Source organism: Paenibacillus sp. FSL R5-0623, from assembly GCF_037974265.1.
In the GTDB taxonomy this organism is placed as follows: domain Bacteria; phylum Bacillota; class Bacilli; order Paenibacillales; family Paenibacillaceae; genus Paenibacillus.
This window is the reverse complement of record NZ_CP150233.1, coordinates 3453986-3467663: the sequence shown is the minus strand read 5'-3', so window position 1 is coordinate 3467663 and position 13678 is coordinate 3453986. Positions and strand designations below refer to the sequence as shown.

At 41.0% G+C, this 13678-nt stretch carries 11 protein-coding genes and 2 pseudogenes; 2 read left to right on the top strand and 11 right to left on the bottom strand.

The window, feature by feature from the left end; translation table 11 throughout:
* Nucleotides 1–3 precede the first annotated feature (3 nt).
* Entirely contained in the window at nt 4–750 is a 747-nt protein-coding gene (locus tag MKY92_RS15190) for an acetoacetate decarboxylase (RefSeq protein WP_339301598.1), read from the bottom strand.
* A 151-nt stretch (nt 751–901) separates the two neighbouring features.
* On the opposite strand from MKY92_RS15190, the gene MKY92_RS15185 reads away from it, so the two are divergent.
* Complete coding sequence (locus tag MKY92_RS15185) at nt 902–1789, top strand: LysR family transcriptional regulator (RefSeq protein WP_339301596.1); 888 nt, start codon at nt 902–904, stop codon at nt 1787–1789.
* A gap of 88 nt (nt 1790–1877) precedes the next feature.
* On the opposite strand, the gene MKY92_RS15180 is transcribed toward MKY92_RS15185, so the two are convergent.
* Complete coding sequence (locus MKY92_RS15180; RefSeq protein ID WP_339301594.1) at nt 1878–3284, bottom strand: glycoside hydrolase family 4; 1407 nt, start codon at nt 3282–3284, stop codon at nt 1878–1880.
* Nucleotides 3285–3460: 176 nt separating this feature from the next.
* Here MKY92_RS15180 and MKY92_RS15175 point away from each other — a divergent pair, with 176 nt between their 5' ends.
* Complete coding sequence (locus MKY92_RS15175; protein WP_145326062.1) at nt 3461–4312, top strand: AraC family transcriptional regulator; 852 nt, start codon at nt 3461–3463, stop codon at nt 4310–4312.
* 98 nt (nt 4313–4410) lie between these two features.
* Here MKY92_RS15175 and MKY92_RS15170 read toward each other — a convergent pair whose 3' ends face one another.
* The 9 genes and pseudogenes from MKY92_RS15170 to MKY92_RS15130 form a co-directional block, all read right to left on the bottom strand.
* Nucleotides 4411–5535 carry a phosphotransferase gene (locus tag MKY92_RS15170; protein WP_339301591.1) on the bottom strand — a complete coding sequence of 375 codons (1125 nt, stop codon included), beginning with the start codon at nt 5533–5535 and terminating at the stop codon, nt 4411–4413.
* Nucleotides 5536–5676: 141 nt separating this feature from the next.
* Nucleotides 5677–6405: pseudogene (locus tag MKY92_RS15165) on the bottom strand (IS5 family transposase); the annotation flags it as partial.
* A 331-nt stretch (nt 6406–6736) separates the two neighbouring features.
* The gene (locus MKY92_RS15160; protein WP_339301590.1) at nt 6737–7453 is read right to left on the bottom strand and encodes a hypothetical protein; all 717 of its coding nucleotides are present in this window, start codon (nt 7451–7453) and stop codon (nt 6737–6739) included.
* Nucleotides 7454–7478: 25 nt separating this feature from the next.
* Nucleotides 7479–7808: a hypothetical protein gene (locus MKY92_RS15155; RefSeq protein ID WP_339301588.1), complete on the bottom strand. Its 330-nt coding sequence runs from the start codon at nt 7806–7808 to the stop codon at nt 7479–7481.
* A 1306-nt stretch (nt 7809–9114) separates the two neighbouring features.
* A pseudogene (locus MKY92_RS15150) lies at nt 9115–9246 on the bottom strand (IS110 family transposase); the annotation flags it as partial.
* 93 nt (nt 9247–9339) lie between these two features.
* Nucleotides 9340–9900 (bottom strand): hypothetical protein, encoded by a 561-nt coding sequence (locus tag MKY92_RS15145; protein ID WP_339301587.1) that lies wholly within the window; start codon nt 9898–9900, stop codon nt 9340–9342.
* A gap of 504 nt (nt 9901–10404) precedes the next feature.
* Nucleotides 10405–11079 (bottom strand): hypothetical protein, encoded by a 675-nt coding sequence (locus MKY92_RS15140; protein WP_339301586.1) that lies wholly within the window; start codon nt 11077–11079, stop codon nt 10405–10407.
* 52 nt (nt 11080–11131) lie between these two features.
* Nucleotides 11132–11917 carry an ABC transporter ATP-binding protein gene (locus MKY92_RS15135; RefSeq protein ID WP_339301585.1) on the bottom strand — a complete coding sequence of 262 codons (786 nt, stop codon included), beginning with the start codon at nt 11915–11917 and terminating at the stop codon, nt 11132–11134.
* 43 nt (nt 11918–11960) lie between these two features.
* Nucleotides 11961–13673, bottom strand: coding sequence for an ABC transporter ATP-binding protein (locus MKY92_RS15130; RefSeq protein WP_339301584.1), 1713 nt, complete (start codon nt 13671–13673; stop codon nt 11961–11963).
* Nucleotides 13674–13678 lie beyond the last annotated feature (5 nt).

The window sequence follows — 13678 nt, the reverse complement described above, 5'->3', positions numbered from 1 at the left end:
TCCTTATTTTTCTTCCAGATAGTTATATACAGGTTGTGCAGCGTTTAAGGTTAGGTTGGTAAGGATATGAGAAGCGGACACCACTTCCAACACAGGCAGATCTGCAAGAGGTGCCAACGCATGTTCGAACAGTTGAAGTCGGGCAGGTCCTGTCCAAGCTTCCTTCACTTCGATGTCCGTAATTTGAGTACGGATCAGATCACATATTCTTAAATTCCCGGTATAGTCCGTAGCAATCTTAATCATAAAATTAGGTCGGCATATTTCACGTTTGGCCAACTCTTTATCCATCTCCACATGTTTATATCCCATCGTTGCCGTGGCTACACGCAGCGTTCCATAATCTAGTGTGCCAACTAGTGTATCTGAATCGGTATACAACTTGGGTGTGCCCAACTTTTTCGGATAGGCGGTGAGCTCTCGACCACTCGCAATTGCGGGGAAGTTGTCTACGTACATCGAATGCACATAATCGCCTTCCTCCCCATTGAATTGCACAGGGATAACTTGTCCAGCTTCGGTATAAGCACCCAGTCCAGAAACATCCGGCATCCACATCACTTCGAATTTAACCAGTGGTTCCGTAATATCTAGTGGTTCTGGTACGGCCGCCCGCAACGCTTTTTCATCGGTTCTGTAAATAATATTCAAGTATTCACGATTCACAAATCTGTACGGTGGCATCGGGTATGCCGGAGCCGTTAGGGGTGTATTCAGATTTTTAGCTATGTTATTCACATCGATTTTCATCAAAGACACCTACCTTATAAATTTAGTTGAATTTTGTTATTTAAAATTTGATCTGTATCTCATAAAAAAATTCTACATCAATATTTCAATTTAATATAATACATAATAAGTACTATATATATTTATCAGAATAAATAAGGAGTGCAGATAAATGGAATTGCTTCAGCTCAAATATTTTCAGACTGTTGCCTATACTGAACACATCTCCAAGGCAGCTGCGCAATTGAATATTGCTCAACCTTCCCTGAGCTTGACGATTAAAAGACTTGAGGATGAACTGGGTACTCCTCTATTTCATAGGAGAGGACGAAACATTCAATTGAATTCCTCAGGTGAAATTTTATTGAAACATGTGAACAGGATTTTTATTGAAATTGAAAATGCAGAGATGGAGATTAAAACGGAGGAACAGCAAATATCCAATACAATCAGGATCTCAATTACGAATACCCGATTTCTCACTGGCCTCATTAGTGACTACATCAACGGTTCCCCCGAAACCAAGCTTCATCAGGGTATTGGAACCCGCAGTGAAATTATTACAGGTTTGAAGAAAGGCGACATGCATTTGGGGATTACGGGGCATCCGATTCAGGATGAGGAGATTGAGAGTGTTGTTCTTGTTGAGGAGGACATTGTTCTGGTTGTGCCCACGAATCATGCATACGGCGGAGAGACAAGCATTTCATTAAGTGTTGTTGCAAATGAGCCCTTTATTTCCCTTGCAGATAATAAAGAGTACAGCCGATTTACCACCATGCTCTGTGAAAAAGCAGGTTTCCTGCCCAATCATGCATTTGAGGTCGATTCTCATACCCTGCTCGAAATTATTAGACTTAACCAGGGTGTTGCGTTGCTTCCGATCTCCGTATGTAGAACACTGGGGTTAAGTTATGTAAAAATTGCTGATGATTCCGCGATATATCCAATTAGCCTCTCCTGGGTCAAACAAAAATGGTTATCTCCTGCTGTTGGAGAATTTCGTGATTTTATTACTTCGTACTATGAAGACCATGCTGGATTGTTTAAAGTGGAGTAGGAAGTCTGGATAAATGATAAAAAACAAAGACCAACGTTAGTCCTTTGAAGGAGCCAACGTGGTCTTTATCTTTATCATTATCTTATTCTTAGCTATACTGCAGTCTGTCCTTGTACCAAACGTCAGGAATCATCTTACGCTCCAATTCCAACAATTCATGGATGATCTTGTCCGCGTCACTGATGGAACTCACGAGCGGGTCAGTGAGCATCGCCCTTCTCAGCTTCTCGTAGCTCTGTTCCAGAACAGCTTCAACCGTAAGCTCATGCGTATCCAGTACAAGTTCTTGCATACCTCTAATTCCACGTGGCATCTCGCCTACATGGAGTGGCTTCACTCCATCCATATCTACATCGCACAGGAGTTCCAGGAACGAATCGTTATTCATATTGGTTACCGCGCCTTGATTGAGCGTATTGATGAAGAACTTTTTGCCCAAGTTCCCCACCATATTCTCAATGATGTCGGTCGCATGATCCGGTCCGAAGGTGCTCATGTAATCGGCAATCGGGATGTTTCCTGTAAGGAAGTCATCGACCTGCTGCCACATCTCATCGTGGCGCTGATACCTGTCCTCTGTCTCCCAGATTGATAACGGCGGAATAGTGTCCGAAGTTTTGCCAAGACCCTGCCAATACCGCACGTATTCCTTCGTATGCGCTGTGCAAGTGGGAATGATTCCGAAAATATCATACAGTTCGTAGGTAATCGCATCGTTATACAGAGCTTTTGCGCCGCGATCGCCGCCGTTATTCTCCTCACCTGCCATCTTGCGCATGGCTTCTGCGATTGTGGACATCACATTTTTTCCATCATACTCTGCTTTGAGCAGCCAAGTGAAATGATTGACACCAGCGATGCGAAAATCGAATTTCTGGTCTATTTCTGCGGTGAACTGGCTTGTATTTTTGATGATTCCGGCTCGTACGGCATAATAGGCTTTCTTATGCGGCATATGATGACTATCGCACAGCGCAAATGATTTGAGATTGGGTGCATAACGATGTAGAGCGATACCGTGCACGGTGGACGGATTAATATAATTGATCACCCACGCATCCGGACACAACTCCTCAATGTCTTTGGCGCATTCCATAATAACCGGTAGCTCCCGCATCGCGCGAAAGATTCCTCCAGGGCCAATCGTATCGCCGGAACACATGCGAATCCCATACTTTAGAGAAACCTGGCAGTCGATGCCCCGATATTTCACCGATTCTTCCGCAAAGCTGAGCACAACGAAGTCGGCTCCCGGAAGTACCTGTCTGCGGTCCACTGAACCCTCAATCTTTAGGGATACGTTGTTCTCCTTGGCGACCATTTCCGCTAGTGTTACCATTTTCGAGAGCCGTTCCTCGTCCGTATCCACCAAAGCCAACGTTCCCTGATTCAAATATGGGGAGTGAACCATCTGCCAGATGGACTGACGACCAAAAAACAGGCTGCCCGCCCCAATAACGACTACCTTTGGATGCTGTGTACTTGTAGCATTCATCAATAACCCCTCCTCGTAACGATATAAGTTCATTATAGGTGAGTGGGCTGGAATCGGAATGTGTGATAGTTTTCAATGCATGTCATATAGTACGATGATTAACAAGAAGAAAAACCTTTGTTATGATAGTAAAATATAAAGGATGTCATAAAGTAGAGAGGAATGGTTTGGATTAGATGCATGCAGGAACTGTGAATATGAGTATAATCGATGAACTTTCGGAGTATATCACACTTCGCATGAGCTCTTATTTGGAACAAACGCACGACAGCACTTGGACGGAACACAAGTCTCATTCCGATTATGATCTGTGGTTCATTACAGCAGGCTCCGTGCAGATTACCATCGATGGAATCGAGCATAAGGCAGAACCGGGTGACGTGGTGTTTTTTTATCCGGATATGCCCTACACTGCTTCCACGACAGGAGAGTTGTGCCGATTCATATACATGCATTTTGATTTCAGCATCGCTGAGCAAAAGCGAATTCTCGGCGAGTTTCAACTCCCTGGCATTGTATCTGGCAATCTGATTCAAGAGGAATCAACGCTGTTCACTTCGTCCTATCGAAGGTTCAAGCAGAGTAGCGGTGCTTCCGGAAGTCCACTTTACTTGAAAGCCTCTCTGCTTCTCGTCATCGCCAAAATTTTTGAATTATACAGGCAAGGCCTGTATCATGGTGTGTTTCTGAAAGACCGAAAACTGAGGAAAATCGAAGGAAGTTTGGAGGTTCTTCAGAATGTGTTTCCCTACGTGGATGCGAATCTCCATCGTGCCATCCGAGTTAATGAGCTTGCAGACATTGCCGGCGTCTCAGAGAAATATTTTATTTCTTTGTTCAAGAAAATTCTGGGTATTACACCGGGGCAGTACATCAATCAGATCAAAATGAACCGGGCCAGAGACTATCTGTACGAGAAAAAATATACGATCCAGCAAATTGCCGGATTTCTGGGCTATCCCGATCCCTTTACGTTCTCCAAAGCATTCAAAAAATTCTACAACGTGCCTCCTTCCAAATTTGAATAACATGCCGCAGACAAACAAAGAGGCACCCGGTCGATCCGGCTGCCTCCACACTCGATGAATCCTTGGTTATTCATGGCTTAGTTTACGTAAAGGTCCCTTCAGCGTCCCTCATACTCAAAAGGAGCTTCAGTGGAATACATCTCATGGAAAAATCCTTTATACGGTATATCCTCTTCCAGACATTTAATGAGATACAACAGTTCTTCGTTAGCTTCCGGTTCTTCGCCAGCACGCTGCATTTCCTCAAATTGACCTAGAATATTCTCCAAGAGAGTGACTTGAATAAATAAAGGCAGCTTCTCCAGCATCGAATCTTCGATCTTGGTTTCGGAAGTATATCCAGCGAGGGCGGTTTGGAAATAGTCATCCATGAACTGTTTGCGTTTATCCGCATCCGGCTCAAATTGAATCCAGCCGACGCCGTGTGTCCATAGATCTGCCAGATCATACATATACCAACCGAAGCATGAATTATCAAAATCATACACGGTGATCTGACCGGTATCAAAATCGATCGAGTAATTCCCGTCATTATAATCGAAATGAATCATGCCGAATATCTCTTGGTTTGTATCCAAACCTTGTAAGGTATTCAGAAGCTCAACCATCTTCTCCTTAAGCAGAGGGAATGATTCAGGTACCAGGTTATCGATATATTCACCGCTGTAATTGTCAATCAAATGATGCCGGCGATGCACGGGAGTGTACCCTTTCGATAATTGATGCATTCTGCCCAGAACTTTTCCGCTATTATAATAGTATTCGCTAAGTGGGACCCCTTCACGGTACTGATAATGGTTTTCTACCAGCAACTTCCCTGTGGCCTTCACAAACATACAGATAAAGAACGTATGCTCATCATAAGTGATCTCTTCTAACAAATAACCCTTTTTCGAGCTCACTACATTCGAGACACTTGCACCGTGCTCAAACAGATACCGGACATACTCCAGTTCGGCAATGTAATCTTCCCGCTTTCTGTCAGGCAAAAAAGACACCCGTAGAATTAGCGATTCACGCCCCTCTTGCTCGCAAGTGTAAACGACATTACGTCCACCCTCATGAGGCGGAATAAGCTGAATATTGTAACCCTCCAGATGAAACAGCTGGGGTACTAGCGTCAGTACATGTGTATTGCTGATGTTAACAGCTTCGTTAAAATTAATAATAATCTCCTCCAGTAAACATTGTTTAGACGGTTTCCCGCACTGCAATGTCCACAAAAGGAATCCCTGTAACGCAAATATCCTTCTGTGAACCTAAAGCAAAATCACCTTGTTAGACATTGAATTCACTCCTCTTGTTTGAATATCACAAGTTTACATAATTATTCCTGATTTGACTAGGGCGTGTCTTCAAACTCAAGCAAGCCACACCATAATGGATGCCAAGGCCAAAAAAGACTTGAACGTGCACGCTAATTTATCATAACGAGTGGCTAAACGACGATAATTCTTTACTTTATTAAAGAAGCATTCCACCAAATGGCGCTCTTTGTAGACATCCCGATCATATTTTAGGGTCGTTCGGCGATTTTTCTTTCCGGGAATAACCGGTATGGCCTGTTGTTCCTTCAAAAAGGCCCGAATGGCATTCGTATCATACGCTCGATCGGCTAGGACTTGCTTCCGGGTCAGTATCATGCTTTTAAGGATGTTGAAACCTTGGACGGAGTCATGCGCTTCACCTCCAGTCAAGTCGAAGCGCAGTGGATTTCCTAACGCGTCAACTACCGCATGAATTTTCGTGCTTAATCCACCCCGGGAACGTCCGATCGCTTGCTTGCTTTGCCCCCTTTTGCGCCTGATCCATGCTGGTGAACCCGCACAATCGTGGCGTCAATCATCACGCTTTCCTCGTCAGAATCTAGGGAAACATGCTTTAACACTTCATCCCAAATGCCCGCTTTCTGCCAACGCCGAAAGCGGGTGTAGACGGATTTCCAATTGGGGAAATGGTCTGGCAGATCACGCCAAGGGGCACCTGAACGAGCTACCCATAGCATCGCGTTTAACATGATTCGATTGTCCACTGCGGGACGTCCTCCTTGTGGTTTTCGTTCAGGTGGAAACAAATCTTGAATTAGCCGCCATTGTCTCTCGTGAATTTCGTATCGTGTATTCATTTAAAATAATTAACCCATCTATTACCATTTAATCAGTTTGAAGACATGCCCTAGTGCTGAAAACTGTCTTACTGAGTCTTATCTATTTTGAGATGAGACATAGCAACAAAGTACAAGACGGTATTCATAGAGTTTTGTATAATGCAGATTAAAGCATAATCCCAATAAATCGCCTTTTTCAAAGAAGCTTAGTTAACACTAAGCTTCTTTTCTCTGTCCTTAAAGGTATACAAAAAAAAGGATCGTCAGCATATCTGCAACGATCCAAGAATGGTGGCTAGCTATTTAAGATTTTAGAACTACCTACCGAAACTTAAGATTCCTTTTCCGGAATCAGCTAAAATTACAAACTTTCCATTAGTTTTGTGTTTGTATTTATGTGCGCGAGTTGCGCCAAAACTTTCAGTTTCATTATAATCATTGGGGTTTGCTATAGCATCTTCTCTAGTAGTACCAGCATCTAATAAATATGCATATAAATTTCTTGCACCTACTTCACCCTTATGCTTATCAAAGTGGTGATCTAGAGACTTCCTACGATCGACAAATGAACCTTTATGCCAATTTAGAGAAGCCAATTGTGCTTCTGAATACTCCAATCGGGCATTACCTGTTAAATTCCTCGTGCCGCTACCGTCAATAACTTTTATTTTAACATCGTAGACCATTGTCGTTTTAGTCATAGGTACGTTCCAAACAAATGTTTTTCCAACTACTGCAGGTACTTTTCCTGATTTAGGAGCTAAAGCGCCATAATCAGTTGCGGTACCACTCACTGTTACATTATCCAATGCATCTACACCAATATTCCCAACGAACACTCCCAAGCTACTGTAAGAAGGAGATACTGTAATCGGTATTCCATTGGGAGCTCGAAGGCTTCCATTTTGTTCATATGTAACTGTTGGTGCATAGGGATCATTAGTATTAGAAGCAAGATCCTCTGCAAATACAGATGTGCTGATGGAAAATAACAATATAAGCGCCAAAAGAGAACTAATAATTTTTTTATTCATTCATAGAACACTTCTTAATTTTAGATTACACTCCGCATATAGTGAAGCAAGGGTAGTTCTTGAAGCAGACAATTGCCCATTCATCAATTTCTGTTAATAGTTGTTTCATTGATATAGAATCAGATGACAGTACAATTTGTTTGATATTTTCCCAATCGTTTTTTCTAACTTCTGTGGGACCGTAATAGTTAAAATCCACTAAAGTAGTGGTCAATACTTCAACAAACCCTGTTTCACCTATTACTTCTTCTGTCATGTAAATTGAACTTTCTAGCCAATGTGTTCTATTTAGTTGCCCTTGCATAAATTCAAAGACATCGTGTCCTGTAAGTTCATTTTTTTTTAAAATTAACATTTATATCCTCCATACTAAGCTCTTTTAGCGATAATATAGCATGGTACATAATTAGAACAAAAATCACGAGGTAGTGAATTCTCGCTTATAACATGGCATCAGTCCTTTCAATATACTTTAGAATTTGATAAATGAAATTTATTGTTTAAATTACAAAAAAAACAATAATAACTATTTATCTAAGATTATTCTATTATATATTGGTTTTATGTGTATTTATTTTCTTTTTGAGTGAAACTTTTCTAGATAAAAACAAGCTAATGATGTAGAGGGAGTTCACTGGGTATCATTAGCTTGTTTGACTTATTTTCATATTTTCATAAAGCGTGGGATTGTCTTTAACCTCCGTAAAGGTATACAAAAAAGGATCGTTAGCATTTCTGCAACGATCCCTATTGTCATCGTTAGTTGTAAACCGCAGTTGATCACGTTGATTCTTTTTTTCATTAAGCTAACGTTTCCGTTAGCTTAATGAAAAGACAACTGACTAGTAGCTGGCTGCCGCAATTAGCTGCTCACCAGATTAGCTTGTACAATAACATCGCCCGCCGGGGGTGAATCGGCGGGATAACCCTTTACCACAGAAGGTAGACTCAATGTCTACCTTAATATGATATGCATCAATTCAATATCTGTACAAAACAAACTAAAAAAAGGCCCTACTGGTATGAAGCTTCTAGGGAACTAAGAAATATCACATGTGCAAATCGGTCGGAAACAAAAAGTCCATCATAGTTCTCAGGACCTACACGAACTGTACCCAGCAAGTTGAGCTGACAAATGCAGTATAGGTTAACTTGCTGGGTAATTTTGGTGGATCGAAAATCAACTTCTGAGAATGTGATGATTGGAGGTGCAGCATGCTCAACCCGAATGTGGATGTTGCTGAGTATATAAAACCGGATCTGTGGCCAAAGTCCCTCTTACTATGGTAATTGTAGTACCAACCAGAGTCAGCGGTAACTGTACAGCAACAGTTCCTTTCAATCGCAGTCTAGGGTTAGCCCCTGCACCTGCTATTTGCAGACCGAACTTCAATGCTCTTAAATCTGTTATAGATAATTACCATATTGAGGAAGAACTTAGCGAATACTCTCATAAACTATGATCAGAACATATTGGAGGTGTATTCTATATGACTCTATTTCTTGCTGCACGATCAAGTCAAAATGCAAGCTATGGAGGGTCTATATCAGTCACTCTCCCAGCTTCTATCCCTACAGCAGTGGGGGATATTGGTCTTAATACGGCGGGAAGCACAGGCGCTATTCGAGTCATACTAAATGAGATTGCCGAGTTACAATTTGAGCTCAATCCCCCGAAAGTCGATGGCGCGGGCCACATGGGTTTCTTTAGCAGTGTCTGCGCCTACGACAAGGGTCTTGTCGGAAATTCGTGTAATCCGTTGATTCTGTTTCTTCGATTGCTTATACTTCATGATAGAGGCCTCCTGTGCTGGAATTGTTCTTTGGACGGAACGTTTCTCAGTATACAGTTGGTGCTTTTTTCAATCAAACCTCAATTTAATTCATTACAGGAATGGCTCCTTACCTGTCTTTACTTTCTTCTCCGTAGCATCAACGCGGCTGACATTCATGTCATTAGAATCTTCCGGATCATATAAATGTCCATTCACTCTGTATTGGTTGCTTCCCATATCGTAAAGTTCATCTACCTGAACATATAAGACTTTTTCTCCATCTGCACCATCAAAGACGTACCCTTTTCCATTGTATTTCAGATTGAGTACAGAGCGATGATTTTTGAATGTGATATTGAAATACTTTAATATGGAGCTTTCCACAGATGATTTAGATATATAGAGCTTTCCGTTCAATGAACTTATTCTGGAGTTGAAATTGTTGATGTAGTTATGCCATAACCCGAAGCGAATGAGATCGGGATTACTTACTTTCTTCGCATCAAATTTGTAAAGTTGTAGTTCAGTGAAGTTGCTAAGAACCCCCCCTAATTTCTTGGACTCCTCAGATGAAAGATCCACCTTCTTATTTAACTTAAATGTTCCCTTAGGAAAAGAGTAATCCGATGTTTCTTTTCCGGACCAAGTCACGGTAATGCTTTCCTTTTTCACGCTTATCGTCATTTTCCCATTGTTATAATCGTCCTTATATGTAAAGCTCGCGGTTCCTTTTGAATTAAACGTAGCCTTTCCAGTGATGAAACTGCTCCGGTCTTTCCCCTTCGCATTAAAAAATACTTTTTCTGCTGTCATTGGTGGTAAGTTTGTAACCAAGTAATAAATCGAGCTATATTTCAGTAGCTCAATGGTTATTCATAACGATTACTTGTCTTTCGCTATGGGATTCATTTGAAGCCTTTTTGTAACTGTACCTGCCTCAGACCCTATCTCAGTTGAAGCGTAGTAGAACGCCGACTATCATAGAATTGCTCGTCGAAAAAACACTCACTACATCCTTTCAAACCCCAACATTTAAAAGAATTAATGCTCAAGGCTTGTTAACCAATTTCATGAACCTTACGATGAGGTTTAAATAACCGCTTGACTTAATCGGTTTAATAAAAAAACTATCTGAATATACAATTAAGTTGCTCCAATTTAGCAGATTGCTCAAATTCAATGTTTGTACATTTCGACGAAATTGATAAGCAAATTCAGCTGATCTACATTATCAATGCCCCACTTCTGAATATCACCCTTCGATTCATTGTTTGTTAAATAATTGAATGCTGGAGATAATTCCTGATGTCCATTATCAATGACATCAAACAGATATGGAATAGCTGGAGCGCCTAAAGCCTTTAATTGATCATTTTTTTTAGTATCACTGATTGGTTCATCAGCAATCCTCTGTACCTTGTTGGGGATTTCTTTTAGATAGGCCTTATATGTTGTTAGAAATTCTTTTCTGGAGTGCCAATCCATCTCTTTTTTTAAATCCACTTTTGATATGCGTTCAAGAGCTAAGGCATAGATATACTCAATGAAGATATCTTGATCTGAATGCTCTAAAAACCGTATCAGTTCAGGCAACGCAGCGACTCCCAAAGCTACAATCGCTTCAAAATCTTTATTAATTATTAAATCTTCATGCAGACCAGAAGAAACGATGGATTCCCAGGATGCTGGATGGTCCATAGATTGTTGAATATTCTTGGCCCTTGAATGAATTTGTTCATCAATATTGACTTGGCCCATAGAACAAGACGTCAACAAACTGACAATAACTGTTGTAGCTATAACAACAGTTATCCAGCGGACTGTCTTTAAAAAGAACACAACATTCCCCATAATTACGTCCTCCCCAATAATTAACTTTGCTTTTCAGCCTATCTCTATTTATTTACATCTGCTTACTGCGTGGGTCATTAGTAATTGCTTGTAGACGCTCCATAATATATAATGAACGCGCACTTCGATCTTCTCCAACAATATTTTTAGCTCCATACTCATCCACAATTCGACCATCGCGGAATAGAACAACGCGATCACCATATGTAGCAACATACGGATCGTGAGTAACGATGAGCATTGATTGGCCAAGCTTTTCTCGCATACTGAGAAGCAAATCTAGTATGTCTGCTGAATTACGAGAGTCCAGATTGCCTGTTGGCTCATCTGCAAGCAGTATAGCTGGTTTATTAATTAATGCACGCGCAATAGCAACGCGCTGTTGCTGCCCTCCAGATAACTCCGTTGGACGGTGCTTACTTCGTTCTGACAATCCTACTAGATGCAACATTTCCTCTGTTAGGGCATTAATTTTCTTCTTGGGTTGTCCTGCCAGAATGAGCGGTAATGCTACGTTCTCTTCTGCTGTTAAGGCGCTAATTAGATTGAAGAATTGGAACACGAATCCAATCATATCTCTCCGATAATGGGAGACTTCTGGTTCGCGATAGAAGTTCTGCCATTCTCCATCCTTAACCTTGATCTTACCTTCAGTAGGCGGTTCAAGCCCTCCTAGGAGTTGTAACAGCGTTGTCTTACCTGATCCGCTTGGTCCCATTAACATGACAATCTCTCCTGCTGACATATCTAAGTCTACATGGTCTAGCGCGACGACTTGATTGTCGTCTTGCCCATAAACTTTTGCAAGATTTCTTACAGCTAATATTGAATTTCCCACGAGTACTCCCCCCCCATTGTATCTTTTTCATCGATATCAATGTCTAACCAACAACATCATAAACGCTATCTTCTTGATACCACTCTGCCTGTGCCTGAAACATCGCTTTATATTCACCATCTAATCGGATCAATTCATCATGATTTCCTTGCTCAACCAATACACCGTTTTTCAATACAAGGATACGATCTGCCAGACGTGCCGGACCTAAGCGATGAGAGACCATAAATGCAGTTCTACCGCATGCTAAATTTTGAAAAGTTCGAAATATCTCCAGTTCTGCTAAAGGATCTAGTGCTGATGTGGGTTCATCAAGAACCAATATTTCAGCATTTCTAATAGCAGCACGTGCAATCGCTATGCGTTGCCACTGTCCTCCTGATAATTCAACTCCACCAGTAAACTCCGATCCCAGACGCGTACCCATTCCTTCGGACAAGCGATGAACCATCTCGGTTAACCCTACTGCTGTCAGTGCATCTAACGTCTCATCTTGACTTAAATGTTTATGCATTGCTCCAAAAGCAACATTATCATGGACAGAATAATTATATTGTACGAACTGTTGAAAAACTGCCGATACATGTTTCAGGTAACTGTCATTACTGAAACTTTGCAATGGTTCTTGGTCAATATAAATATTTCCTTGTGATGGCGAATATAAGCCGAGTAAACAGTTCATGAGTGTTGTCTTACCTGCACCATTTTCTCCAACAATAGCGATTGTTTCACCGCGTTTAATCGTAAAAGAAACATCCGATAGTACCTTATGTTCTGTGTTCGGATAAGTAAAATGTAATCCGCTCACACTTAGTTGTTTATAGTCCTTCGGGAACTCTAATTCGCCCGCTGTTTTAGGAATCTCAGGAAGAGCTAAATATTGATAAATATGATTAATGAATGAGCTCATTTCCAACACTTGACCTAGATTCGCACCAATACTTCCCATTGTTCCTTGCACAATTAAAACTGCACTCATTAACGCCACATAATCTCCGAGTGTTAACACGTTCTTATTGATTTGCATCACAAGCATAATGGCTACGGCTAATGCAGATAATTGCAATATGAGTACACCTACAATGCGTCCTTTCCCTTCTTTAGCGTACTGTTTCAAGACTTTATTTCGAACATTAATAAATAAATTCGCCCAACGTTCGATTAAAAAATCCCCTAACTGGAATACTCGAATTTCTTTTGCCCCTTGTTTGGACAGCATAAGTTTAAACGTGTAGTCAATTTCCCTTCCTTGTTGAGTCGTCACCACCGCTAAACGATACCGTCTTTTCTTGGCTATTAGTAAAATGATAATACCAGGAAGGGTAGAGCCAATGAGCAACAGAGGCAGACTCCAATGAACAATACTTAACATCACTACTACTGTAATTAACGAAACAACGTTACTTAATGAAGTAAAGGCACTGCGAATAACCTCTGCCCCGCTTCGGCTTAATGCTTGTGACACCATACTTAATTCATCATAAAATCGAGCATCTTCATAATAGTAATAAGGAATATTTATTGACTTGTGTAAGACGCTACGTTTAAGGTGAAAGTTCGTATCTTCCTTTGCAATATTAAACAAATATTCACTTGTCTCCGACAAAATACTATTAATAATATTTAGTACGTATATCGAAGCAACGAGTACTAATATTGGCAATAAATTTGCAGCATATGCAGTAGATGTACTAATGGCATCTATTGATACCTTCTGTAACCAAATTTGCATTGCAGGTATTGTTGAAATTAACATCAATA

What these genes read in the sequence shown, in the direction of transcription:
- MKY92_RS15175 (WP_145326062.1), top strand. Translation starts at nt 3,461, where the DNA reads ATGCATGCAGGAACTGTGAATATGAGTATAATCGATGAACTTTCGGAG.
- MKY92_RS15185 (WP_339301596.1), top strand. Translation starts at nt 902, where the DNA reads ATGGAATTGCTTCAGCTCAAATATTTTCAGACTGTTGCCTATACTGAA.
- MKY92_RS15140 (WP_339301586.1), bottom strand. Translation starts at nt 11,079, where the DNA reads ATGGGGAATGTTGTGTTCTTTTTAAAGACAGTCCGCTGGATAACTGTT.
- MKY92_RS15155 (WP_339301588.1), bottom strand. Translation starts at nt 7,808, where the DNA reads ATGTTAATTTTAAAAAAAAATGAACTTACAGGACACGATGTCTTTGAA.
- MKY92_RS15190 (WP_339301598.1), bottom strand. Translation starts at nt 750, where the DNA reads ATGAAAATCGATGTGAATAACATAGCTAAAAATCTGAATACACCCCTA.
- MKY92_RS15180 (WP_339301594.1), bottom strand. Translation starts at nt 3,284, where the DNA reads ATGAATGCTACAAGTACACAGCATCCAAAGGTAGTCGTTATTGGGGCG.
- MKY92_RS15160 (WP_339301590.1), bottom strand. Translation starts at nt 7,453, where the DNA reads ATGAATAAAAAAATTATTAGTTCTCTTTTGGCGCTTATATTGTTATTT.
- MKY92_RS15130 (WP_339301584.1), bottom strand. Translation starts at nt 13,673, where the DNA reads ATGTTAATTTCAACAATACCTGCAATGCAAATTTGGTTACAGAAGGTA.